At 71.5% G+C, this 24,252-nt stretch carries 21 protein-coding genes; 17 read left to right on the top strand and 4 right to left on the bottom strand.

Annotated elements, in window-relative coordinates:
• Positions 1-82 precede the first annotated feature (82 nt).
• The gene (gene ligA / locus RKE38_RS02605) at positions 83-2,314 is read left to right on the top strand and encodes an NAD-dependent DNA ligase LigA (RefSeq protein ID WP_316005895.1); all 2,232 of its coding nucleotides are present in this window, start codon (positions 83-85) and stop codon (positions 2,312-2,314) included.
• Positions 2,311-2,757: a DinB family protein gene (locus RKE38_RS02600; protein WP_316005894.1), complete on the top strand. Its 447-nt coding sequence runs from the start codon at positions 2,311-2,313 to the stop codon at positions 2,755-2,757. The genes ligA and RKE38_RS02600 overlap by 4 nt, the downstream gene beginning before the upstream one ends.
• Before the next feature lie 84 nt (positions 2,758-2,841).
• Here RKE38_RS02600 and RKE38_RS02595 read toward each other — a convergent pair whose 3' ends face one another.
• Complete coding sequence (locus tag RKE38_RS02595) at positions 2,842-3,027, bottom strand: hypothetical protein (RefSeq protein ID WP_316005893.1); 186 nt, start codon at positions 3,025-3,027, stop codon at positions 2,842-2,844.
• A 192-nt stretch (positions 3,028-3,219) separates the two neighbouring features.
• Between RKE38_RS02595 and RKE38_RS02590 the strand changes: the two genes are divergently transcribed.
• Positions 3,220-4,614: a tannase/feruloyl esterase family alpha/beta hydrolase gene (locus RKE38_RS02590; protein ID WP_316005892.1), complete on the top strand. Its 1,395-nt coding sequence runs from the start codon at positions 3,220-3,222 to the stop codon at positions 4,612-4,614.
• Positions 4,615-4,674: 60 nt separating this feature from the next.
• Here RKE38_RS02590 and RKE38_RS02585 read toward each other — a convergent pair whose 3' ends face one another.
• The gene (locus RKE38_RS02585; RefSeq protein WP_316005891.1) at positions 4,675-5,430 is read right to left on the bottom strand and encodes a FadR/GntR family transcriptional regulator; all 756 of its coding nucleotides are present in this window, start codon (positions 5,428-5,430) and stop codon (positions 4,675-4,677) included.
• 136 nt (positions 5,431-5,566) lie between these two features.
• Here RKE38_RS02585 and RKE38_RS02580 point away from each other — a divergent pair, with 136 nt between their 5' ends.
• From RKE38_RS02580 to RKE38_RS02515, 14 genes are all read left to right on the top strand, one after another.
• The gene (locus tag RKE38_RS02580) at positions 5,567-6,871 is read left to right on the top strand and encodes a sugar ABC transporter substrate-binding protein (RefSeq protein ID WP_316005890.1); all 1,305 of its coding nucleotides are present in this window, start codon (positions 5,567-5,569) and stop codon (positions 6,869-6,871) included.
• Positions 6,872-6,967: 96 nt separating this feature from the next.
• A complete protein-coding gene (locus tag RKE38_RS02575) occupies positions 6,968-7,885 on the top strand; it encodes a sugar ABC transporter permease (RefSeq protein ID WP_316005889.1) in 918 nt (305 codons plus the stop codon).
• A complete protein-coding gene (locus RKE38_RS02570) occupies positions 7,885-8,796 on the top strand; it encodes a carbohydrate ABC transporter permease (protein ID WP_316005888.1) in 912 nt (303 codons plus the stop codon). Before RKE38_RS02575 ends, RKE38_RS02570 begins: the two co-directional genes overlap by 1 nt.
• 3 nt (positions 8,797-8,799) lie before the next feature.
• On the top strand, positions 8,800-9,951 hold the full coding sequence (dgoD, locus tag RKE38_RS02565; RefSeq protein ID WP_316005887.1) for a galactonate dehydratase: 1,152 nt from the start codon (positions 8,800-8,802) through the stop codon (positions 9,949-9,951).
• A gap of 41 nt (positions 9,952-9,992) precedes the next feature.
• Positions 9,993-10,610, top strand: a complete 618-nt coding sequence (locus tag RKE38_RS02560; protein ID WP_316005886.1) for a bifunctional 4-hydroxy-2-oxoglutarate aldolase/2-dehydro-3-deoxy-phosphogluconate aldolase — start codon at positions 9,993-9,995, stop codon at positions 10,608-10,610.
• Positions 10,607-11,557, top strand: a complete 951-nt coding sequence (locus RKE38_RS02555; protein WP_316005885.1) for a sugar kinase — start codon at positions 10,607-10,609, stop codon at positions 11,555-11,557. The genes RKE38_RS02560 and RKE38_RS02555 overlap by 4 nt, the downstream gene beginning before the upstream one ends.
• A 20-nt stretch (positions 11,558-11,577) precedes the next feature.
• Positions 11,578-12,807 carry a D-mannonate dehydratase ManD gene (manD, locus tag RKE38_RS02550; protein WP_316005884.1) on the top strand — a complete coding sequence of 410 codons (1,230 nt, stop codon included), beginning with the start codon at positions 11,578-11,580 and terminating at the stop codon, positions 12,805-12,807.
• Positions 12,797-13,342 carry a gluconokinase gene (locus tag RKE38_RS02545; RefSeq protein ID WP_316005883.1) on the top strand — a complete coding sequence of 182 codons (546 nt, stop codon included), beginning with the start codon at positions 12,797-12,799 and terminating at the stop codon, positions 13,340-13,342. The genes manD and RKE38_RS02545 overlap by 11 nt, the downstream gene beginning before the upstream one ends.
• A gap of 67 nt (positions 13,343-13,409) precedes the next feature.
• Complete coding sequence (prfB, locus tag RKE38_RS02540) at positions 13,410-14,528, top strand: peptide chain release factor 2 (protein ID WP_316005882.1); 1,119 nt, start codon at positions 13,410-13,412, stop codon at positions 14,526-14,528.
• A gap of 182 nt (positions 14,529-14,710) precedes the next feature.
• Positions 14,711-15,400, top strand: a complete 690-nt coding sequence (ftsE, locus tag RKE38_RS02535) for a cell division ATP-binding protein FtsE (RefSeq protein WP_316005881.1) — start codon at positions 14,711-14,713, stop codon at positions 15,398-15,400.
• The gene (gene ftsX, locus RKE38_RS02530) at positions 15,400-16,305 is read left to right on the top strand and encodes a permease-like cell division protein FtsX (protein ID WP_316005880.1); all 906 of its coding nucleotides are present in this window, start codon (positions 15,400-15,402) and stop codon (positions 16,303-16,305) included. The genes ftsE and ftsX overlap by 1 nt, the downstream gene beginning before the upstream one ends.
• An 80-nt stretch (positions 16,306-16,385) precedes the next feature.
• Positions 16,386-17,732 carry a peptidoglycan DD-metalloendopeptidase family protein gene (locus RKE38_RS02525; RefSeq protein WP_316005879.1) on the top strand — a complete coding sequence of 449 codons (1,347 nt, stop codon included), beginning with the start codon at positions 16,386-16,388 and terminating at the stop codon, positions 17,730-17,732.
• A 123-nt stretch (positions 17,733-17,855) separates the two neighbouring features.
• On the top strand, positions 17,856-18,323 hold the full coding sequence (smpB, locus tag RKE38_RS02520; RefSeq protein ID WP_316005878.1) for an SsrA-binding protein SmpB: 468 nt from the start codon (positions 17,856-17,858) through the stop codon (positions 18,321-18,323).
• A 2-nt stretch (positions 18,324-18,325) separates the two neighbouring features.
• Positions 18,326-20,290 carry a DUF2207 domain-containing protein gene (locus RKE38_RS02515; protein WP_316005877.1) on the top strand — a complete coding sequence of 655 codons (1,965 nt, stop codon included), beginning with the start codon at positions 18,326-18,328 and terminating at the stop codon, positions 20,288-20,290.
• A 55-nt stretch (positions 20,291-20,345) separates the two neighbouring features.
• Here the strand turns inward: RKE38_RS02515 and RKE38_RS02510 are convergent, their stop codons facing one another.
• A complete protein-coding gene (locus tag RKE38_RS02510) occupies positions 20,346-20,519 on the bottom strand; it encodes a CsbD family protein (RefSeq protein WP_310149027.1) in 174 nt (57 codons plus the stop codon).
• Positions 20,520-20,671: 152 nt separating this feature from the next.
• The gene (locus RKE38_RS02505; protein WP_316005876.1) at positions 20,672-24,067 is read right to left on the bottom strand and encodes a pyruvate carboxylase; all 3,396 of its coding nucleotides are present in this window, start codon (positions 24,065-24,067) and stop codon (positions 20,672-20,674) included.
• Between the last annotated feature and the right edge of the window lie 185 nt (positions 24,068-24,252).

Below are 24,252 nucleotides of genomic sequence, written 5' to 3'. Positions count from 1 at the left end.
GGGGGCTGCCACCCGGGACAACGCGCCGGCCCGGCGCCGGGTGCCCGCCGTCGCGGGCGGGACGTCGGTGGCGTGCGGCAGGATGAGGCGCGTGAGTGAGAACGGCTCGAGCGCTGCTGCCCCCGACACCCTCGTCTCCGAGGTCGTGCCCGAGGAGGCACGGCACGAGTGGGCGGACCTGGCCGACCAGGCGAGCGCCGCGCAGTTCGCCTACCACGTCAAGGACGCGCCGACGATCAGTGACGCCGCGTACGACCAGCTGATCCGCAGGCTCAACGAGCTGGAGGACGAGTACCCCGAGCTGCGGTCGCCCGAGAGCCCGACGCAGCAGGTCGGGGGAGCGGTCTTCTCCACCGACTTCCAGGCGGTCGACCACCTCGAGCGGATGCTGTCGCTCGACAACTGCTTCTCGCCCGAGGAGCTGGCGCAGTGGGCGGCCCGCGTCGAGCGCGACGCCGGCACGGCCGACCTGCACTACCTGTGCGAGCTGAAGATCGACGGCCTGGCGGTGAACCTGCTCTATGAGAACGGCCGCCTGACCCGCGCCCTGACCCGCGGCGACGGCCGCACGGGCGAGGACGTCACCAACAACGTCAAGACGATCGAGGGCATCCCGCACCAGCTCGAGGGCTCCGACCACCCCGCGCGGGTGGAGATCCGCGGCGAGGTCTACTTCCCGGTCGAGGCGTTCGCCGACCTCAACGCCTCGCTCGTCGAGGCCGGCAAGGCCCCGTACGCCAACCCCCGCAACACGGCCGCGGGGTCGCTGCGGCAGAAGGACCCCCGCGTCACGGCCAGCCGTGGGCTGCGGATGCTGGTGCACGGCATCGGGTTCCGCGAGGGCTTCGACCTCACCCGGCAGTCCGAGGCGTACGAGCTGTTCCGTGCCTGGGGGCTGCCGATCTCGACCCACTTCAAGGTGCTGTCCACGGTTGCGGAGGTGCAGGAGTACGTCGCGTACTACGGCGAGCACCGGCACAGCGTCGAGCACGAGCTCGACGGCATCGTCGTCAAGGTCGACGAGGTCGGGCTCCAGCGCCGGCTCGGGTCGACGTCCCGGGCGCCGCGGTGGGCGATCGCGTACAAGTACCCGCCGGAGGAGGTCAACACCAGGCTGCTCGACATCCTCGTCAACGTCGGCCGCACCGGCCGCGTGACGCCGTTCGGCGTCATGGAACCGGTCGTCGTGGCCGGCTCGACCGTCGAGCGCGCCACGCTGCACAACGCCGACGAGGTCAAACGCAAGGGCGTGCTGATCGGCGACACGGTCGTGCTCCGCAAGGCGGGCGACGTCATCCCCGAGATCCTCGGCCCGGTCGTCGACCTGCGCGACGGCACCGAGCGCGCGTTCGTCATGCCGACCCACTGCCCGTCGTGCGGCACCGAGCTCAAGCCCGAGAAGGAGGGCGACAAGGACATCCGCTGCCCCAACGCCCGCACCTGTCCGTCGCAGCTGCGAGAGCGGCTCGCCGGGCTGGCGGGCAGGGGCGCCTTCGACATCGAGGCGCTGGGCTGGGAGGGCGCGGGGGCGCTGCTCGAATCCGGGGTGCTGGAGGACGAGGGCGGGCTGTTCGGGCTGCGCGAGGAGGACATCGCGCGCGTGCCGCTGTTCACGCGCGCGGCGAAGAGGACCGATCCGCAGGACGCCGTCGTCGACGGGCGGGTGCTGTCCGCCAACGGTGCCCGGCTCGTCGCGAACCTCGAGCAGGCCAAGGCCCAGCCGCTGTGGCGCGTGCTCGTGGCGCTGTCGATCCGGCACGTCGGGCCCACGGCGGCCCGGGCGCTGGCGCAGCACTTCGGCACGATGCAGGCCATCCGCGACGCCTCCCGCGAGGAGCTCGCCGGGGTCGAGGGGGTCGGTGGTGTCATCGCCGACGCGGTGCGCGACTGGTTCGACGGCGAGGGCAACGACTGGCACGTGCGGATCGTCGAGCAGTGGGCCGCCGACGGCGTGCGCATGGAGGACGAGCGCGACGAGTCGGTCGAGCAGACCCTCACCGGCATGACGGTCGTCGTCACGGGTTCGCTCGAGGGCTTCAGCCGCGACGAGGCCAAGGAGGCGATCCTGGCCCGGGGCGGCAAGGCGTCGGGGTCCGTGTCGAAGAAGACCGACTGGGTCGTCGTCGGCGAGAACGCCGGCTCCAAGGAGGACAAGGCCCGCGAGCTCGGCCGCCCCATCCTCGACGAGGCCGGGTTCCGGCAGCTGCTCGCGACCGGCTCGGCGACCCCGGTGGGAGGGTCGTCGGACGGGTCCGGTGGTTCGGCCGACGGGGCGGCACAGGCCGCCGGGGACGAGACGGAGGAGGGCGCGTGATCACGCCGGAGGTCTACCTGCGGTTCTGCGACGAGGCGCTCGTGGCGATGCGTGACATCGTCACCGAGCTCGGCGACGACCTCGCCAACCGGCGGCCCGACCTGCCGGGCGCCAACAGCCCGGTCCAGATCCTCACGCACTGCCTCGGTGTGTGCGCGACGTGGGCGTCGACGATCAACCTGTACCGGCCCGTGCCACGGGACCGCGCCGGCGAGTTCACCGCGACCGGTCCGGTCGCCGACCTGGCTGCTGCCACCGACGCCCTTCGCGCCGACTTCGCCGGCTGGGTGCGGGCGGCGAGCCCCGACCAGCCGCCCGCGCACCCCGAGGGTGGGGACGAGTACGCCACCCAGGGCGAGGTGCTGCTGCACGTGTACGAGGAGCTGGCCCAGCACCGCGGCCAGCTCGAGATCACCCGCGACCTGCTGCGCGCGACGGCCTGAGACCTGCCGCGCGCGACGATCTCGGGCCGCCGCGCCTGACGGCCCGAGGCCTGCCGCGCGGGACGACCTCGGCGGCCGAGAGGGTCAGTGCGTGCTGCCGAAGTTGGTGACCACGGTGGACCCGACGGTCCGGCGGTCGTCCAGCGGACCGCCCCGTTCCTTCAGGCAGCGGGCACAGCGCTCGTAGTCGACGCCGTCCGTGGTCGTGGCCCACTCCCAGTGGTGGTGCAGGTTGGTCCGGCACAGGAACGGCTTGCGGTGACTGCCCATGGCGCCTCCCGATCTCGTGCGTCCAGCCTACCCGCGGGGTGGTGGTCGCACGGGGGACGAAGGCCCCGCGGGCAGGCTGGCCGCAGGCCGGCTCCACGGCATACCCGCACGTCAGGGGCACACCGCGCACCGGAGCAGTGTGTGCCGCCCGCACATTGAGGCGCCCCGTGCGGCACGCGAACGATGGCCCCCATGCGCCCGACAACGACGTCACGCCGGCGGTACGCCGCCCTCGCCACCTCCGCAGCGCTCGCCCTCGGCACCGCGCTGCTCACCGCCGGCCCCGCGGCCGCCGACAAGCCGCAGGGCGCGCACTGTGCCCGCGAGTCGAAGATCCGCGTCCCCGGCGCGGAGGTCCAGAAGACCGCCTGCCTCGAGGACCTCACCACGGCCGGGACCCTGAAGACCGGACACACGAACCAGAGTGACTGGGCGGGGCTCAACGCCCCCGGCACGGTGAACCCGACCGGCGTCCCCGGCATCCAGGTCGACGGCTACTTCCCCGACACCTCGACGTCCAACACGAACAACGGCTGGAACCACGACAGCCAGTTCGTCCTGCGCATCCCCGACCACTGGAACGGCGGCCTCGTCGTCAGCGGCTCGCCCGGCAACCGCGCGCAGTACGCCAACGACTTCATCATCAGCGACTTCGTCCTGGCCAAGGGGTACGCGTTCGCAGCCACGGACAAGGGCAACGTCGGGCTCAAGTTCCACGACGACGGGTCGTCGCCCGGCGGCTCGGTCCGGGAGTGGAACAGCCGGGTCACCCAGCTGACGATCGCCTCGAAGAAGGTCCTGAAGCAGGTCTACGCCAAGGCGCCCGCGAAGACGTTCATGTTCGGCATCTCCAACGGCGGCTACCTCACCCGGTGGCAGCTGGAGAACCGTCCCGACCTCTACGACGGGGGCCTGGACTGGGAGGGCACGCTGTTCCGCGCGGACGGGCCGAACCTGTTCACCTACCTGCCGACCGCGCTGAAGAACTACCCGGCGTATGCCGCGACCGGAGACCAGGCGGCGCACGACGCCATGATCGCGGCCGGGTTCGTCCCCGGTTCGGAGTTCCTGTGGCCGTTCCACTACTCGGTGTACTGGGACCTCACCCAGCGCATCTACCGTGAGGAGTTCGACCCGTCCTACGACGGCGACCTCAAGGCGGGCACGCCGTTCTGCGCCAGCGGCACCCCGGCGTGCGACGCGGACTACGACTACGCGTCACGGCCGCAGTCGGTGAAGGACTCCGTCGCGAGCGTCCAGCTGACCGGCAAGGTCGGCAAGCCGCTCATCACGGTCCAGGGCTCGCTCGACACGCTGCTGCCGCCGCGGACCGACGCGGACGTCTACGACCGGCTCATCGACTCGGCCGGGCGCGGCGCGCTGCACCGCTACTACACGATCACCGACGGGACCCACACCGACGGCCTGTATGCCGCGTTCCCCGACAGGCTGCGCCCGCTGCTGCCGTGCGCGCGGTCCGGCTTCGACGCCCTCACCGCGTGGGTGGACCGCGGGGTGCAGCCCCCGGCCGACCAGACGTTCCCGAGGCCCGCGAGCGGCGACGTGGTCAACACCTGCCCGCTCTGACGGGCTGACCGGCACGCGGCACCCTCGGCTCCGAGCTGAGCGGCTCGCGACACCCTCGGCTCAGGCAGGGCCTGGGGTGCCTGTCTGCTCCTGCCAGATGGCCTTCGTCTCGTCCATGGTCCGCTCCATGATGCGGACCATGGACGACCGCGCCATCTCCAGGTCGCGCCGCTGGATGGCCTGGGCGACGTCGACGTGCATCTGGAGGGCGTCGACGTGCGGGTGGTGCGGCATCAGGCCGTAGGCGTGACGTCCGGTGAGCACCTCGGCGATCGCCTGGTGCAGGTGCTCGAACATCTCGTTGCGCGAGGCGGCGAGGACACGGTGGTGGAACTCGATGTCCAGCGCGAGGAACAGGTCCATCTCGCCAGCCTGTCCGGCCTCCCACATCCGCGCGGCGAGCGCGACCAGCTCGCTGGCCTCCCGGGGTTCGGCGCGTTCAGCGGCCAGGCCCGCGGCCGCGGGCTCGACCGCGCTGCGCAGCTCGGTGATCGAGCGCAGCTGGCCGATCCGGCCGGCTCCCGCCAGCCGCCAGCGGATGACGAGCGGGTCGTAGACGTTCCAGCCCCGGGGGTGCTGGATGATCGTCCCGACCCGCCGGCGGGACTCGACCAGGCCCATCGAGGCGAGGACCCGCAGGGCCTCCCGGACCACCGGCCGTGAGACGGTGTGCTGCTCGGCGAGGTCGTCGATGAAGAGCACGGTGCCGGGCGCCAGCACGCCGCCGCAGATGGCCATGCCCAAGGTGTCGAGCACGCGGGCATGCAGTCCCGGCTGGGTCGATCGGTCGTCGTCGACCTCTGCGGGTTGCGCCATGACATAAAGCATACGCATGAGATCAAGGGCTTGCATAAAGCAGATGTATTTGCCTAGCATCTGCGAATCGACAGACGAAGGAGTCTGTCCGGCGACGGTCCCAACGGCGGGACGGCCAGGGAAGAAGGAGACAGGCGTGAGACGTCCCTCAGCAGTGACCGTTACCTCTCTGGCCGTGGTGACGGCCCTGGCGCTGTCCGCCTGCGGTGGCGGCAGCGGAAGCGCCGACGAGGGCGGCGCGGCCTCCAAGACCGTGCGGGTGACCGTGGCCAACCACGTGTGGACCGACAACCTCAAGAAGGCCCTGCCGGAGTTCGAGAAGCAGACCGGCCTCAAGGTCGAGCTCACCCAGCTCGGTGAGGACCAGCTCTCGGACCAGTACAACGTGAAGCTCAACGCGGGGTCGAGCGACCTCGACGTGATGATGTACCGCCCCCTGCAGGAGGGGAAGCTCTTCGCCAAGAACAAGTACCTCGCCGACCTGAGTGACAAGGTCAAGTCCGACAGCAGCTGGAACTGGAGCGACTTCCAGTCCGGCCCGGTGTCCTCCACCACGTACAAGGGCAAGGTCGTCGGCGTCCCGCTCATCACCGAGCAGGAGGTCCTCTACTACCGCAAGGACCTGCTCAAGAAGGCCGGGATCGCCCAGCCGCCCGCCACGCTCGACGAGCTCAAGGCGGACGCGCAGAAGGTGGCAGCGCAGAACCCCGGCGTGGCCGGCTTCGTCGCCCGGACCGCCAAGTCGGCAGCGGTGACCCAGTACTCGAGCTTCCTCTACAGCTTCGGCGGTGACTTCGCCGACGAGAGCGGCAAGGCGACCGTCGACAGCGACGCGGCCAAGAAGGCCTACGCCTTCTACGGTGGCCTCATCAAGGACTCCGGCCCCAAGAACGTCAGCACCGACATGAGCTGGCCGGAGGCCATGGCGATCTTCACGCAGGGCAAGGCGGCCTTCTACACCGAGGCGGACTCGCTCTACAAGAACGCCACCGACCCGGCCAAGTCGAAGGTCTCCGACACCGTCGGCTTCGCGCCCTTCCCGGCCGGCCCGGCGGGCTCCAAGCCGTACAACGTCCCCTCGTGGGCGCTGGGCATCAACGACGCGTCCAAGAATAAGGCCAACGCCTGGAAGTTCATCCAGTGGGCGACCAGCAAGGAGCAGGTCCTCGCGAACCAGGAGTCCGGCGTCCCCGGGGCCCGCACGTCCGTGTGGAGCGACCCCCAGGGCACCTCGACCTACCCGAAGGACCTGGCCGCGGCGATCGCCGTCAGCACCAAGAACGGCGTCGGCCACGACCGTCCCCTCGTGGTGAAGGTCCCGGAGGCGCGCGAGATCGTGGGCCAGCCGATCGTCGACGCCATCACCGGCAAGGACCCGTCTGCCTCGGCGGACCAGGCCAACTCGGCGTTCCAGAAGCTCCTGGACGACGAGAACAAGTGACCGTGCGGCCGGGGGCGCGCCAGCGCCCCCGGCCACCGGCCGCACCGCACCCCCGCCTCAGCCGGCCACCGGCCGCACCGCACCCCGGAGCACCTCATGTCAGCCAGCGCCCTGAGCCACGACTCCACGCCACCCCTGGCCCGGTGGGCGAACAACCATCGCAAGTGGCTGTTCGCCGGACCCGCCATGGCGTTCGTCGGCGTCCTGATCGTCTTCCCGATCGCGTGGACGGTCTACCTCAGCCTCACCGACGCGGAGGGATCCGTCCGCGCGGAGAAGAGCTTCGTGGGGCTCGCCAACTACGCCGACGTCCTCTCCGACACGTCGCGCTTCTGGCCCGCCCTGCTGCGCACCGTGGAGTTCACCGGCGTCGCGCTGCTGTTCGAGGTCGTGTTCGGCATGGCCATCGCCCTGTTGCTGTGGCGGCCCTTCCGCGGTGAGAAGTGGGTCCGCGTGGCCATCCTGCTGCCGCTGGTCGCCACTCCCGTGGCGGTGGGCATGATGTGGCGGCTCATCTTCGACCCCAACATCGGCTTCGCCAACCAGGTCATCGGCTGGTTCGGCATCCCGCCGCAGCCCTGGCTCGCCAGCGAGAAGGCGGCGCTGATGACGACGGCCTTCATGGACGTGTGGCAGTGGACGCCGATGGTCGTCCTCATCCTGCTCGCCGGCCTCACCTCCCTGCCGGACGAGCCCAACGAGGCGGCCCTGGTCGACGGGGCCGGCGCCTGGCAGAGGTTCCGCTTCGTAACGCTGCCGATGCTCATGCCCACCGTCGTGATCGCGATCCTGCTGCGCGGCATCGACGCGATCAAGACCTTCGACATCCTCTACGCCACCAAGGGCAAGGGCGGGGGCTCGTACCACGAGGTCGAGACCCTCAACGTCTACGCGTACGGGCTGTCCTTCGACTACAACGAGTACGGGATCGCCTCGGCCGTCCTCGTGATCTTCTTCCTCATCATCGTCGGCTCGATGTGGGCCCTCACCGCCCGCCGGAAGGGAGCGCTCTGATGCCCGGCACCAGCCCCAGCGCGGCCGAGGCCGCAGCCAGCCCCCGTGCGGCAACCGGTCCCGCCGCCCCCTCCGGTGCGCCGGCGCCCAACCGCCGGCCGCGCAACGCGGCATACCCCGTCTTCCGCGTCGTGGCGCTCGTCGTCGTGGTGCTGAGCCTCCTCGCACCCCTGGTCTGGATGCTGCTGGCGTCGTTCAAGACGAACGTCGACATCTACGACGCCTCCAAGGCGGTGTTCTTCCGGCCGACGCTGGTCAACTACGACAAGGTGCTGAAGCAGGCCGACTACGGCCAGTTCATCGTCAACAGCTTCTGGGTCGCCTTCGCCTCCACCACCGTGTCGCTCGTCCTGGGCGTCCCCGCGGCGTACTCGATGAGCCGGTTCTCGATGAACCGGTCCGCGCTCGTGGTGCTGATGGCCAGGGTCATCCCGGGCGTCTCCCTGCTCGTCCCTTGGTACTACGTGTTCTCCAACCTGCACATGGTGGGCGGGTACACGGTGCTCATCCTCAGCCACATGTTCGTGGCGCTGCCGCTGGTCGTCTACATCATGATGGGCTACTTCGACAGCCTGCCGCTGGAGCTCGAGGAGTCGGCGATGGTCGACGGGCTCACGCCGATCGGCGCCTTCCGCAAGATCACGCTGCCGCTGTCCGTCCCGGGCATCGCGACGGCCGGGATCCTGTCTTTCATCTTCTCGTGGAACAACTTCATGTTCGCCCTGGTGCTCTCGGGGGCCGACACGAAGACCCTCCCGGTCGCCATCTTCAACTTCGTCGGCTACGCCAGCATCGACTGGGGTGGGCTGATGGCGGCGGCGACCGTGGTCACCCTGCCGATCATGGTCATCGCGCTGTTCACCCAGAAGTACATCGTCTCCGGCCTGACCGCCGGCGCCACGAAGGGCTGAGCCGTGGACACCACGATCTCGAAGGTCGAGACGTTCCTCGTCGCACCGCGCTGGCTGTTCGTCCGAATCGAGACCCAGGGCGGGCTCGTCGGATGGGGCGAGGCCACCTGCGAGGGCCGCTCGGAGACCGTCCGCACGGCCGTGGACCAGCTGTCCGAGGTCATCCTCGGCCGCGACGCCCTGCGGATCGAGGACCACTGGCAGGTGATGACCAAGGGGTCCTTCTACCGCGGGGGCCCGATCCTGGCCAGCGCGGTGAGCGGCCTCGACCAGGCGCTGTGGGACATCGCGGGCAAGCACTGGGGCGCCCCCGTGCACCAGCTCCTCGGCGGTCCGGTCCGTGACCGGATCCGCGTCTACGGGTGGGTCGGCGGTGACGAGCCGGCCGAGGTCGCCGACCACATCGCCGAGCAGGTGGAGGCCGGGCTGACCGCCGTGAAGATGAACGCCAGCGGCCGGATGAGCCCGGTCGCCTCGGTGGCCGAGCTCGACGGCGTCGTCGCCCGGGTCGCCGCCGCACGGCAGGTGCTGGGCGACAGCCGCGACGTCGCAGTCGACTTCCACGGTCGGTTCACCCTCGCCAACGCCCGGCGGGTCGCGCCCCTGCTCGAGCCGTTCCGGCCGTTCTTCCTCGAGGAGCCGGTCGTCCCGGAGAACTCCCACCTCATCGGTCAGTTCGTCCGGTCGACCACGACGCCGGTGTCCACGGGGGAGCGGCTCTACTCGCGCCAGGAGTTCCTGCCGGTCCTGCAGGCCGGCATCGCCGTCGCGCAGCCGGACCTGTCGCACGCCGGTGGCATCACCGAGGTGCGCAAGATCGCCGCGCTCGCCGAGACCTTCGACGTGCAGCTCGCCCCGCACTGCCCCCTTGGTCCGCTGGCCCTGGCGGCCTGCCTGCAGGTGGGGTTCGCCACCCCGAACTTCCTGATCCAGGAGCAGAGCATCGGCATCCACTACAACCGGGGCGCCGAGGTGCTGGACTACGTGGTCGACCCCGAGCCCCTGCGCTTCGTCGAGGGCCACATCGAGCGGCTGACCGGCCCCGGCCTGGGCATCGAGGTCGACGAGGCCGTGGTCCGGGCCGCGGACAAGCGCGGGCACGCCTGGCGCGGGCCGGTGTGGCGCCACGACGACGGCTCGTTCGCGGAATGGTGACGCCTCCGGGCGCGACGGACGCGGGCGCTGCCGCGCGTTTCGTGCGCGAGCTGTCCGACGCCACCGTGATGGCGATCATCCGTGGCCGCGACGCCGATGCGGCGGTGGCGAGCGCGCTCGTGTTGTTCGACGAGGGAATCCGCTTCGTCGAGGTGGCCCTCACCACGCCGTCCGCCCTCGAGGTCGTGGCCCGGGTGCGCGCCAAGGCTGGTCCGCAGGTCCGCCTCGGCGCCGGCACCGTCCTCACCGCGGAGGACGTCGACGCGGCGCTGGCAGCGGGCGCCGACTTCGTCGTCACGCCTGCCGTGGCGCCGTCCGTGCGCGCAGCGGCCGACCGCGGTGTGCCGTGTGCGGCCGGTGCGCTGACCCCCACCGAGGCTTGGGCGGCGATGGCCGCTGGGGCGGCCGTCGTGAAGCTGTTCCCGGCGTCGCTCGGGGGCCCGGCATACCTCAAGGCCCTCAGGGACCCGTTCCCCGCCGTGCCCTTCATGGCCGTGGGCGGGGTGGGGATCGATGCCGCCCCCGGCTACCTCGCGGCCGGTGCCGTCGCCGTGGGCGTCGGTGGGCCGTTGGTCGCAGACGCGGCGTCCGGGGGCGACCTGGACGCGCTGCGGGCCCGTGCACGCCGGTATGCCGCACTGTCCGGGGCCGCGTCGTGAGCGCCGGTCCGGACGTGGTCACCCTGGGCGAGTCCATGGTGGCGTTCCGTTGGGCCGGTCCGTTCGGCCTGGGGGCCCCGGTGGTGACCCGCCTGGCGGGGGCCGAGTCCAACGTCGCCATCGGACTTGCCCGGCTGGGTCACGAGGTGGCCTGGGCGGGCGTCGTCGGCCAGGACCCCTTTGGCGACCTGGTCCTTCGTGAGCTGCGGGCCGAGGGCGTCGACGTCCGAAGCGCCCGACAGGACCCCGACGCGCCCACGGGCATGATGTTCGTGGAGACGCGGACCGCCGACGTCGTCCGGGTGGAGTACCGACGGGCGGGGTCTGCCGGGTCGACCCTGCGACCGGGCGACGCCGAGGCGGCGCTGGACCCGGCCCCCTCGATGCTGCACCTGACCGGCATCACACCCGCGCTGTCCGACTCGGCCGCAGCGGCCGTCACCCGTGCCGCCGAGGTCGCCTCCGCCGCCGGCACGGCGGTCTCGCTCGACGTGAACCGCCGCTCGCGGCTCTCGACCTCCGACCGGGCCCGGGAGGTCCTGCGCTCGCTGCTGTCCCACGTCGACGTCCTCATTGCCTCCGAGGACGAGCTCGAGCTGGTCGCCGACGGGCCCGAGGACGCAGCAGTCTCCGCGATCCGCGCCGCCGGGGTGGGCCGTGTCGCCCTCAAGCGCGGTGCCGCCGGCAGCACCTTGTGGGGAGCGGAGGGCCGGTGGGACATCGCCGCCCTGCCGGTCACGGCCGTGGACGTCATCGGTGCGGGCGACGCCTTCTGCGCAGGGCTCCTGTCGGGGCTGCTCGACGGCCTCGACGATCCTGCCGCCCTGGAGCGCGCCAACGCCCTGGGGGCGGTCGCCGTCAGCACGCACGGCGACTGGGAGGGCCTGCCACACCGCGACGACCTCGACCGCCTCGCCGGTGCCGCAGCCGGCTCCGCCCACCGCTGACCACCCGAAAGGTGTGACCGTTGAACATCACTGCTGTCGACGTCGTCGTGTGCAGCCCCGACCGCAACTTCGTGACCCTGCGAGTCACGACCGACGACGGACTCGTCGGCCTGGGTGACGGCACCCTCAACGGCCGCGAGCTGGCCGTGGCGTCCTACCTGCGCGACCACGTCGCGCCGCTGCTGCTCGGGCGAGACGCCCACGCCATCGAGGACACCTGGCAGTTCCTCTACCGGTCGGCCTACTGGCGCCGTGGCCCCGTGACCATGGCAGCGATCGCCGCGGTCGACGTCGCCCTGTGGGACCTCAAGGCGCAGGCGGCGGGTCTGCCCCTCTACCAGCTGCTCGGGGGTGCCTCCCGGACGGGGATCATGGCCTACGGGCACGCCTCGGGACGCGACACCGCCGAGCTCTTCGACTCGATCCGCGAGCACCTCCAGCTCGGGTACCGCTCCATCCGGGTCCAGACCTCGGTCCCCGGCATCAACGCCGTCTACGGGGTCGCGGCCCAGCCGACCAGCGAAGGCAGCCGGTACGACTACGAGCCCGCCCAGCGCGCACCCCTGCCGGCGGAGGAGGACTGGGACACCCGCGCCTACCTGCGCCACATCCCGTCGGTGTTCGAGGCGGTGCGGTCCGAGTTCGGCCCCGAGCTGCCCCTGCTCCACGACGGGCACCACCGGATGACGCCCATCCAGGCGGCGCGCCTGGGCAAGGACCTCGAGCCGTACGACCTGTTCTGGCTCGAGGACTGCACGCCCGCCGAGAACCAGGAGGCGCTGCGGCTGGTCCGCGCCCACACCATCACGCCCCTGGCCATCGGCGAGGTCTTCAACACGGTGTGGGACTACCAGACCCTCATCCGCGAGCAGCTGATCGACTACGTGCGGTCGGCGGTCACGCACACCGGTGGGATCACGGCGATGCGCAAGCTGCTCGACTTCGCGGCGCAGTACCAGATCAAGTCCGGGATCCACGGGCCCACCGACATCTCGCCGGTGGGCATGGCCGCGGCCCTCCACCTGGACCTGGCCATCCACAACTTCGGGATCCAGGAGTACATGCGCCACGGCGCCCTCACCAACGAGGTGTTCCGGCAGAGCTTCACCTTCGAGGACGGCTACCTGCACCCGGGCGAGCAGCCGGGCCTCGGCGTCACGCTCGACCAGGCTGCGGCCGAGCGCTTCCCGTACCAGCCGGCCTACCTGCCCTTCAACCGGCTCAAGGACGGCACCGTCCATGACTGGTGACCTCGACCCCGCGCCTGCTCCTGCCCGGGCGTCGACCCGACGGCACGTCGTCGTCATGGGCGTCTCGGGGTGCGGCAAGACGACGGTGGCGCAGGGCATCGCCCGCGCGACCGGAATGGTGTTCGCCGAGGCGGACCAGTTCCACTCGGAGGCCAACGTCGCCAAGATGCGGGCGGGGCAGCCGCTCGACGACGTCGACAGGTGGCCCTGGCTGGAGGCCCTCGCGGCCTGGATGTCGGAGCAGGACGAGCAGGGCCGCTCGACGGTCATCGCCTGCTCCGCCCTGCGCCGCGCCTACCGTGACGTGCTCCGCTCCGCACCGCCCACCGTGCAGTTCGTCCACCTCGCCGGCCCGCCGGAGGTCGTGCGGGCGCGACTGGCGGTGCGGGAGGGGCACTACATGCCGGCGAGCCTGCTCGACTCCCAGCTGCGGACCCTCGAGCCGCTGGAGGCGGACGAGTCGGGGGTCGTCCTCGACCTCAGGTGCACCCCTGAGCAGCTCGTCTTCCACGCCGTGTCCTGGCTGGGGGAGTGACGGACGGCCACCGCCCGCGGTCCGGCCCGGTCGGGCGCGCCACGCAGGTGCCCTAGGCTTGACCCTCGTGGCGACCGACTTTTCCCAGGAGATCAAGGACCTGCGCAGCACCATGGACTCGGTGCGCGAGGTGACCGACCTCGACGCCCTCCAGGCGCAGATCAAGGACCTCGAGGCCAAGTCCGCCGCGCCCGACCTCTGGGACGACCCCGAGGCGGCCCAGCAGGTCACGTCCGCCCTCTCCCGGGCCAACGCCGAGTACGAGCGCGTGACCGGGATGGACTCCCGCATCGACGACCTCGAGGTCCTGGTCGAGATGGGCACCGAGGACGGCGGCGACGCGGCGACCATGGCCGAGGCCGAGGCCGAGCTGGCCTCGTTGCGGAAGGCCGTGGCCGAGCTCGAGGTCCGCACCCTGCTCTCGGGTGAGTACGACGAGCGGGCGGCGGTGGTCACGATCCGCGCGGGGGCCGGCGGCGTCGACGCGGCCGACTTCGCCGAGATGCTGATGCGCATGTACCTGCGCTGGGCCGAGCGCCACGGCTACCCCACCAAGGTGATGGACACCTCCTACGCCGAGGAGGCGGGCCTGAAGTCCGCCACCTTCGAGGTCGACGTCCCGTACGCCTTCGGCAACCTCTCGGTCGAGGGCGGCACGCACCGGCTGGTCCGGATCAGCCCGTTCGACAACCAGGGCCGCCGCCAGACGAGCTTCGCGGCCGTCGAGGTGATCCCGCTCATCGAGTCGACCGACTCCATCGAGATCCCCGAGAACGAGATCAAGGTCGACGTCTTCCGCAGCTCGGGCCCCGGTGGCCAGTCGGTCAACACGACCGACTCCGCCGTCCGGATGACGCACATCCCGACCGGCATCGTCGTCTCGATGCAGAACGAGAAGAGCCAGATCCAGAACCGCGCCGCCGCCCTGCGCGTGCTGCAGTCCCGGCTGCTGCTGCAGAAGCAGGCCGAGGAGGCCGCCGCCAAGAAGGAGATGGCCGGCGACATCAAGGCCAGCTGGGGCGACCAGATGCGCTCCTACGTGCTGCAGCCGTACCAGATGGTCAAGGACCTGCGCACCGAGTACGAGGTGGGCAACCCCTCGGCCGTCTTCGACGGCGACATCGACGGCTTCATCGAGGCCGGCGTCCGCTGGCGCAAGGAGCAGGAGAAGGCCGCGCAGGCCTGACCCCTGGCCTCAGGCAGGAAGGGCCGCTCTCGCCGGCGCGCCGGAAACCGGCGCAACGCCGAGGAGCGGCGGCTGCGCGGCATACGGAGGTTGCCGACCTATCCTGCGGAGGTCGTGCGTGGCGCCCCGCGTGCGGCGCGGTATGCCGTCCGTCCCCCTCCCGTAAGGCTTCCCCTCCGCGCATGATCCGTTTCGAGAACGTCAGCAAGGTCTACCCGCGGTCCACCCGCCCGGCGCTGAGCGACATCACCCTCGACGTCGAGCGCGGCGAGTTCGTCTTCGTGGTCGGCGCGTCGGGCTCGGGGAAGTCCACCCTCCTGAGGCTCGTGCTCAAGGAGGAGGGGGTCACCCAGGGCAGCGTCCTCGTGGCCGGCCAGGACGTGGGCCGGCTGCCCTCGCGCAAGGTGCCGCGCCTGCGCCGCGAGATCGGGACCGTCTTCCAGGACTTCCGGCTGCTGCCCAACAAGACCGTCTACCAGAACGTCGCCTTCGCCCTGCAGGTGCTCGGGCGCTCGCGCCACGCCATCCGCCAGGTCGTCCCCGAGACGCTGGAGATGGTCGGCCTCGAGGGCAAGGAGAAGCGGCTCCCGCACGAGCTGTCCGGTGGTGAGCAGCAGCGCGTCGCCATCGCGCGCGCCTTCGTCAACAAGCCGCCGATCCTGTTGTGCGACGAGCCCACCGGCAACCTCGACCCCACGACCAGCCTCGACATCGTGCGGCTGCTGGACCGGATCAACCGCACCGGCACCACGATCGTCATGGCCACCCACGACGACGACATCGTCGACCAGCTGCGCAAGCGGGTCGTCGAGCTGCAGAACGGCCACGTCGTCCGGGACGAGAACAAGGGCGTCTACGGAGGTGGTCGCTGATGCGCGTGCAGTTCATGCTCAGCGAGATCTGGATCGGCCTGCGCCGCAACGCCTCGATCGCCGTCTCGGTGATGCTCGTGACGATGGTGTCGGTCTACCTCATGGGCATCGGGTTCCTGGCCCAGAGCCAGGTGACCACCCTCAAGGGTTACTGGTACGACCGCATCCAGGTCTCGATCTTCATGTGCGGCAAGGACTCCGTCGACGCCAACTGCCAGGGCAAGGCGGTCACGCCCGAGCAGCGGGACGCCCTCAAGGCCCAGCTCGAGCAGATGAAGCCGCTGGTCAAGAACGTCTACTACGAGTCCGAGCAGCAGGCGTTCGACCGGTTCAAGGAGCAGTACCGCAACTCGCCGCTGTCGGAGTACCTCCAGGTCGGTGACATCCCGCAGAACTTCCGCGTGCAGCTGTCCGACCCCAAGAAGTTCGACGTCGTCGTCAGCGCGTTCGAGGGCGCACCGGGGGTGGGCCGCGTCCAGGACCAGCAGAAGACCCTGGAGAAGCTCTTCGCGGTGATGAACGTCGTCACCGTCGGCTCGCTGTTCCTCGCGCTGCTCATGGTCCTGTGCTCGGTGCTCCTCATGGCCACGACCGTCCGGCAGGCGGCCTTCAGCAGACGCCGCGAGACGGGGATCATGAAGCTCGTCGGCGCGTCGAACTTCACCATCCGGCTGCCCTTCGTCATGGAGACGGTGCTGGCCGCGCTCGGGGGCACGGGTCTGGCCATCGCCGGGTTGTGGGCGACGACCCACTACCTGCTGCCCAAGGTGTCGGCCGTCCTCCAGGACGCGCCGCTCGTGGGCACCAGCGACATCTGGTACGTCGCGCCGTGGCTGGCCGCGTTCATGCTGGTCGTCTCCGTGCTGACCAGCTGGGTGACGCTGCGCCGCTACCTGCGCGTCTGACCCGACCCGCGTCAGCCGTCCGGAGGATCCCGGTCGCGCTTCCCCCGAAACCGCTGGGGTTTGTGTTACCAATGAGGCCTATGAGCGCGTTCCCCCCGTCTCAGCGTGCCTCGCGGCGGCTCCGGCTGTCCGCCTTCGGCCTCGCCGTCGCCTGCTCCGTCGGCATCGCCGCCCCCTCGGCCGCCGTGCCGCTGACCGCCACGACGGGCACCGTCGCGGCACCGGGCGCGACCGACCCGAACAAGGCCAAGAAGCAGGTCGACAAGGAGATCGAGTCGCTCAAGCAGCAGCTCGACGACACCTCGGTCGCGCTCCAGAACACCTACTTCGCCCTGCGTCGCACCCAGGCCGCCCTGCCCGTCGCGCAGGCCACGCTCGACAAGGCGACCGCCGACGTCTCGGCCGCCGACGCGTACAACGACGACATGGCGGTCAAGCTCCAGGTGGCTCAGGCCAACGAGGCCCGCGCGGTCGACGAGCTGAGCTCGACCCGCGCGCAGCTCTCGGCCAGCCGCACCCGCGTCGCCCGGTTCGCCTCCCAGCTCTACCAGGACCAGGGGATGGGGCAGCTGTCGGTCGCGCTCAGCGCCACGACCCCGGACGACTTCGCCAACCGCATCGCCATGAACGACACGGTCATGGACGTCCAGCAGCAGTCACTGCAGCGGCTGGCGACGGCCCGCGCCGCCGCGACCGCCCAGGAGGCGCACATCCGCGCCCTGCGCGAGGAGGTCGCCGCGGCGAAGAAGGCCGCCGAGGCCGCGCTCGCGAAGGCCCGGGACGCCCGTGCCAAGGCCGCCGACGCCAAGGCCAAGCTCGACGCGCTCGCCGTCCAGCAGGCCGCGCAGTCCAAGACCCTCGAGGCGCAGAAGGCGAACGAGCGCAAGAGCCTCGACGCCGCCCAGAAGGAGCAGGCCCGCCTGCAGAAGGTCCTCATCGCCCGCGCCAAGGCGGCCAAGGCCGCAGCCGCCCGTCGTGCCGCAGCCCTGCGCAGGGCCCACAAGCGGGTCCCGGCTGCGCCGAGGGTGAGCGCGCACGGCTTCCTGTCGGCGCCCTCCGACGGCTGGATCTCCTCGGAGTTCGGGATGCGATTCCACCCGATCCTGCACTACTGGCGCCTGCACGCCGGTCGCGACTACGCGGCCAACTGCGGCACACCGATCCGGGCCGCGGCGTCCGGCACCGTCATCTCGGCCGGCTGGGCCGGGGGCTACGGCAACCGGGTCGAGATCGACCACGGCATCCTGCGCGGCGTCGACCTCGTGACGGCCTACAACCACATGGAGCGCATCGTCGTCCGCGGCGGCCACGTCAGCCGCGGGCAGGTCGTCGGCTACGTCGGCACGACCGGCGAGTCCACCGGCTGCCACCTGCACTTCGAGACCTACGAGGACGGCATACCGAAGGACCCGCGTCGCTGGCTGTGACGCGCCGCCACCGGTGACGGGCCGCTCGGGGAAACCTCCGGGCGGCCCCGCTCGTCGGACCGGTAGCGTTGCACCGCCGGTGGCGCGCGACGCGGCACCGGACCGACACGGACAGGAAGAGCAGTGGCCAAGGAACAGGCGCGCAAGGTGGTCGCCAGCAACCGCAAGGCCCGCCACGACTACCTCATCGAGGACACCTACGAGGCGGGCCTGGTCCTCATGGGCACCGAGGTCAAGTCGCTGCGCATGGGCCGCGCCTCGCTGGTCGACGGGTATGCCGCGTGGCGCGGCGACGAGCTGTGGCTCGAGGGCGTGCACATCCCCGAGTACGTCGAGGGCACCTGGACCAACCACACCCCGCGCCGTCGGCGCAAGCTGCTGCTGCACCGCGAGGAGCTGGCCAAGCTCCAGCGCAAGTCCAGCGAGACCGGCCACACCATCGTCCCGCTGAGCCTGTACTTCAAGGACGGACGGGCCAAGGTCGAGCTCGCGGTCGCCAAGGGCAAGCGCCAGTACGACAAGCGCCAGACGCTGCGGGAGCGGCAGGACCGGCGCGACGCCGAGCGCGCCCTGCACTCGCGGGGACGGTGACCGTGGCTGGGGGGACGGTGACCGTGGCCGGGGGGACGACGCGGCACCGGGGTGGGGGCCGGCGCGCGGGCACGCGGTGGGGTGCCACCCTCGCGGTGCTGCTCGCCCTGGCCGCTCTGGTGCTCACGCCGGCGACCGCGAACGCGGTGGGCGACGAGAAGGCGACCCGCTACCACGTCGACTTCACCCTGCGGGAGGACGGCTCCGCCGACGTGGTCGAGACGATCACGTGGCAGTTCCCGAGCGGCGAGGACCGGCACGGGATCGAGCGCCTCGTCAAGATCCGCGTCGGCTACCAGGACAGCCCGACCACCTACCGCCAGTACCCGCTCAGCGACGTGTCGGCCAGCTCGCCCTCGGGTGCGCCGGCGGACACGCGGGTCATCGACGAGAACGGCAGCTACGCGACCATCCGCGTCGGGCGCTCGGACGAGACGGTCCGGGGCACCCAGACCTACGTCGTGAAGTACCACCTCAGCTCGGTCATGAACGGCTTCAGCGACCACGCGGAGTTCTACTACAACCTCATCGACTCCTCGAACAGCCAGCTCTACGAGGACGTCAGCGCCTCCGTGACCGGTCCGAGCCCGGTCGACCGGGTCGACTGCTTCCTCGGCGAGCTCGGGTCGACCCAGCGGTGCCAGGGGAGCCCGGGGGCGACGGCGACCTTCTCGGCGCCCGCCGTCCGGCCGCGCGAGGGCATGACCATCCTGGCGTCGCTGCCGCTCGACGGGTTCGGCAGCCTGACGCCGTCGCTGCGGCAGGGGACCGTCTCACCGGACGGCCAGGTGACGACCGCCGAGGGCTCGAAGGCGCTGGGCGCCCTGGCCCTCGGGACCGGCTTCACCCTGCCCCTGCTCGCAGCCGGGCTCATGGGGGTCCTGGTGTGGACCCGCGGCCGCGACGAGCAGTACGCCGGGATCACCCCGGGCCTGACGCCCGGCGTCGGCCAGCAGGCCGCCGTCGTGCGCGGTCCCAGCCCCACCGTGGCCGTGCAGTTCACCCCACCCGAGGGCGTTCAGCCGGGGCTCGTGGGCACGCTCATCGACGAGACGGCCAACACGGTCGACGTCGCCGCCACCCTCGTGGACCTCGCGGTGCGGGGCCGGCTGCGGATCGAGCAGATCGGGGACGGCGGCCTCGGACACCGCAAGGACTGGCGGCTCACCCGCACCGAGCCCACTCCCGAGCAGGCCCGGACGCCGCTGCGCATCTACGAGGCCGAGCTGCTGGCCGGGGTCTTCCACGACGGGGCCCAGGTCGTCGACCTCTCGGACCTGAAGAACCGGTTCAAGCCGACGCTGACGAAGGTCCAGGCCCAGATGTACGACGAGGTCGTCCAGCGCGGCTGGTTCCGGCGCTCGCCGCAGCGGCAGCGGGGCACCTGGCAGTCGCTCGGCTTCCTCATCGCGGCCGCCGGGTTCATCAGCCTGTTCTGGCTGCACGAACCGCTGTCGCGGATCGCCTCCGGCGCGGGCATGCCGTTCTCGCCGTCGTACACGCTGTCGATCGGCACCCTGCTCGCCGGGGTCATCACGATGTTCCTGGGTCGGCGGATGGCCGCCCGGACCGCCGACGGCAGCGCCGTGCTCGCGCAGTCCAAGGGCTTCAAGCAGTACCTCGTGACGGCCGAGGCGAACCAGATCAAGTGGGAGGAGGCGCAGGACGTCTTCAGCCGGTACCTGCCCTACGCCATCGTCTTCGGCGTCGCCTCCCAGTGGGCGTCGACCTTCCAGCAGGTGGCCGAGGCAGCCGCGGCGGCCGGGCACCCCCTGCTCATGCCGACCTGGTACCTCGGCGGCGACTACGGCTCGTTCGGCGGCATCGCCGACGGCATGGACTCGTTCGCCAGCTCTGCCGGCAGCACCTTCACCAGCACCCCCGGGAGCTCGGGCGGCTCCGGCTTCTCCGGTGGCGGCGGCTTCTCCGGCGGCGGAGGGGGCGGCGGGGGCGGCGGCTCCTGGTAGTCCCCGGACACGACACCGCCCGCTCGCACGGGCGAGCGGGCGGCACGGCGTCGGGTCAGTTCTTGAACGCGTCCTTGACCTTCTCGCCGGCCTGCTTCATGTCGGCCTTGGCCTGGTCCGTCTGGCCCTCGGCCTCGAGGCGCTCGTTGTCGGTGGCCTTGCCGGCGGCCTCCTTGGCCTTGCCCTCGGCCTGCTCCGCGGCGTTGCCCAGCTTGTCGTCCATGCCCATGTCGCACTCCTGTGGTGTCGTGTCGTTCCGGTCGGACGCGCGGCCGCTTCTTGACCGTGCTCCTTCGACCGTAACGCGGGTCGCGCGAACCTGCAGGACTCGCGACGCCGCAGGTCAGCGGCGTGAGGGGTGCGTACCGGCCCGGCGGACGGTCAGGGCGCGAGGACGAGGAGCAGGTCGCCGCCCTCGACCTGCTGCTGGGTGCCGATGGCGAGCCGGCCCACGGTGCCGGCGACGGGGGCGGTGATGTTCGCCTCCATCTTCATCGCCTCGATCGTCGCGACCACCTGACCGGCCTCGACCGTGGAGCCCTCCTCGACGGCGAGGCTGACGACCCCGGCGAACGGTGCGGCCACGTGCGAGCGGTTCGCCGGATCGGCCTTCTCGGCGGTCCGCACGTCGACGCTGACACTGGTGTCGCGGACCTGGATCGGTCGCAGCTGGCCGCCCATCGTGAACATGACGGTGCGCATGCCGCGCTCGTCGGCGTCCGAGACGGACTGCAGCCCGATGATCAGCCGCTTGCCCGGCTCGAGGTCGATCTCGTGCTCGTGGCCCACCTCGATGCCGTGGAGGAACTCGCGGGTGCCCAGGACGGCGAGGTCGGAGTACGCCTCGCGCGACCTGAGGAAGTCGGCGGTGGGGCCGGGGAAGAGCAGGCGGTTGAGGGTGGCCCGCGGCTCGGCCTTGAGCGCCTCGCGGTCGGCGTCGGCCAGCTCCGTGACCCGCGGCTTCGGCGTGCGTCCCTGCAGCGCCTTGGTTCGGAACGGCTCGGGCCAGCCGCCGGGCGGGTCGCCCAGCTCGCCGGACAGGAAGCCGATGACCGAGTCCGGGATGTCGTAGGCCGTGGGGTTGGCCTCGAAGTCGTCGGGGTCGGCCTTGGCCCCGACCAGCGCGAGCGCGAGGTCGCCGACGACCTTGCTGCTGGGGGTGACCTTGACGATGTTGCCGAGGATGCGGTTCGCCGCGGCGTACATGTCCTCGATCGCCTCGAAGTGCTCGCCCAGCCCCAGGGCGATGGCCTGCTGGCGCAGGTTCGACAGCTGGCCGCCGGGGATCTCGTGCGTGTACACCCGGCCGGTGGGGGAGGGCAGTCCCGACTCGAAGGGGAAGTACAGCTGGCGCACCGCCTCCCAGTACGGCTCGAGGTCGTTGACCGCCCGCAGGTCCAGCCCGGTGGCGCGGGGCGTGCCGTCGGTGGCGGCCACGAGCGAGGACATCGGCGGCTGGCTCGTCGTGCCGGACATCGCGGCGTTGGCCACGTCGACCGCGTCCACGCCCGCGTCGATCGCGGCGAGGAGCGTCCCGAGCTGACCGCCGGCGGTGTCGTGGGTGTGCAGGTGGACGGGCTGGTCGAACCGCTCGCGCAGCGCCGTCACCAGGGTGCGGGCGGCGGGCGCACGCAGCAGTCCCGCCATGTCCTTGATCGCGATGACGTGCGCGCCCGCCTCGGCGATCTGCTCGGCGAGCCGCAGGTAGTAGTCGAGCGTGTAGAGCTTCTCGCCCGGGTCGGTCAGGTCGCCGGTGTAGCAGAGCACGACCTCGGCGACGGCGGTGCCGGTGGCGCGGACCGCGTCGATGGCGGGGCGCATCTGCCCGACGTCGTTGAGCGCGTCGAAGATCCGGAAGATGTCGATGCCAGTCGTGGCCGCCTCGGAGACGAACGCGTCGGTGACCTCGGTCGGGTAGGGCGTGTACCCGACGGTGTTGCGCCCGCGCAGCAGCATCTGCAGCGGCAGGTTCGGCATCGCCTCGCGCAGGGCCGCCAGCCGGTCCCAGGGGTCCTCGGACAGGAACCGCAGCGCAACGTCGTAGGTGGCGCCGCCCCAGGCCTCCACCGACAGCAGCTGGGGGGTGAGCCGGGCGACGTGGGGCGCGACGTGCATGAGGTCACGGGTGCGCAGCCGGGTGGCGAGCAGCGACTGGTGGGCGTCGCGGAACGTGGTGTCGGTGACGCCGACCGGCACCTGCTCACGCAGGTCTCGGGCCCACTGCTCGGGCCCGACGCGCAGCAGCCGGTCGCGCGCGCCGGCCGGCGGGGGAGTGGAGCGGTCGATCTCGGGCAGCTTCGAGCGCGGGGAGACGCGGGTGCGACCCGGGCCGTGCGGCTGGTTGACGGTGACGTCCGCGAGGTAGGTGAGCAGCTTGGTGCCGCGGTCGGCCGGCACGCGGGCCGTGCGCAGGTCGGGCCGCTCGTCGATGAATGCCGTGGACAGTCGCCCGGCCTGGAAGTCGGGCTCCTCGAGCAGGGCCTGGAGGAAGGGGATGTTCGTCGACACGCCGCGGATGCGGAACTCCGCGAGCGCGCGGCGGGCGCGGCGTACCGCCGTCGGGAAGTCCCGGCCGCGGCAGGTGAGCTTGACCAGCATCGAGTCGAAGTGGGCCCCGATCTCGGCACCCACGAAGACCGTGCCGCCGTCGAGGCGCACGCCGGCGCCGCCCGCGGAGCGGTAGGTCGTGATGTGGCCGGTGTCGGGCCGGAAGCCGTTCGCCGGGTCCTCGGTGGTGATGCGGCACTGGAGGGCGGCGCCGCGGATGCGCAGGTCGGCCTGCGCGAGGCCGAGGTCGGCCAGGGTCTCGCCGCTGGCGATCCGCATCTGGCTGCTCACGAGGTCGACGTCGGTGATCTCCTCGGTGACCGTGTGCTCGACCTGGATCCGGGGGTTCATCTCGATGAAGACGTAGCGCCCGTCGGGGGCGAGCAGGAACTCGACCGTGCCGGCGTTGACGTAGCCGATCTCCCGGGCGAAGGCGACCGCGTGGGCGCACATCCGCTCCCGCAGCTCCGGGTCGAGGTTGGGGGCAGGCGCGATCTCCACGACCTTCTGGTGGCGTCGCTGCACGGAGCAGTCGCGCTCGAAGAGGTGGATGACGCCCCCGTCGGGACCCGAGCCGGTGCCGTCGCTGAGCACCTGGACCTCGATGTGCCGCGGGCTGACCACCGCCTCCTCGAGGAAGACGGTGGGGTCGCCGAACGCGGACTCGGCCTCGCGCATGCAGGCCTCGAGCGCCTCGCGCAGGTCCTCGCGACGCTCGACCCGGCGCATGCCGCGGCCGCCGCCGCCGGCCACGGCCTTGGCGAACACGGGGAAGCCGATCTCCTCGGCGCCGCGGACCAGCTCCTCGACGTCGGTGCTCGGCGGCGCGCTGCGCAGGGTCGGCAGCCCGGCCTTCTTCGCGGCGGCGATGGCGCGGGCCTTGTTGCCCGTGAGGTGCAGGACGGGGGAGGGCGGCCCGACGAAGGTGATGCCGGCGTCCGCGCACGCCTGGGCCAGGTCGGGGTTCTCGGAGAGGAAGCCGTAGCCGGGGTAGACCGCGTCCGCGCCCGCCTCGAGGGCGACCCGGACGATCTCGGCCGGGTCGAGGTAGGCCCGGACCGGGTGCCCCTGCTCGCCGATCCGGTATGCCTCGTCGGCCTTGAGCACGTGCTCGGACTTGCGGTCCTCGTAGGGGAAGACGGCCACCGTCTTGGCGCCCAGCTCGGTGGCGGCTCGGAAGGCTCGGACGGCGATCTCGCCACGGTTGGCGACCAGGACCTTGCGGAACACGGGACCTCCTCGGTGCGGACGAAGGGTCCGCGGGGGACGGGCGGTGCACGCTCGATCGTAGTGAGGTCCCGATGCATGAGACAGGTCGCCCGAAATGCGGACAGCTACAGTGGGTCGCGGCTGCAGGGGGCCACGACGCGACGGGATGCCGGGGTCGCGTCGTCCGTTCGCGATCGACCCCTGGA

Source organism: Phycicoccus sp. M110.8, from assembly GCF_032464895.1.
In the GTDB taxonomy this organism is placed as follows: domain Bacteria; phylum Actinomycetota; class Actinomycetes; order Actinomycetales; family Dermatophilaceae; genus Pedococcus.
Note: the sequence above shows the minus strand (reverse complement) of the source record. Positions and strands in the feature narration are given on the sequence as shown.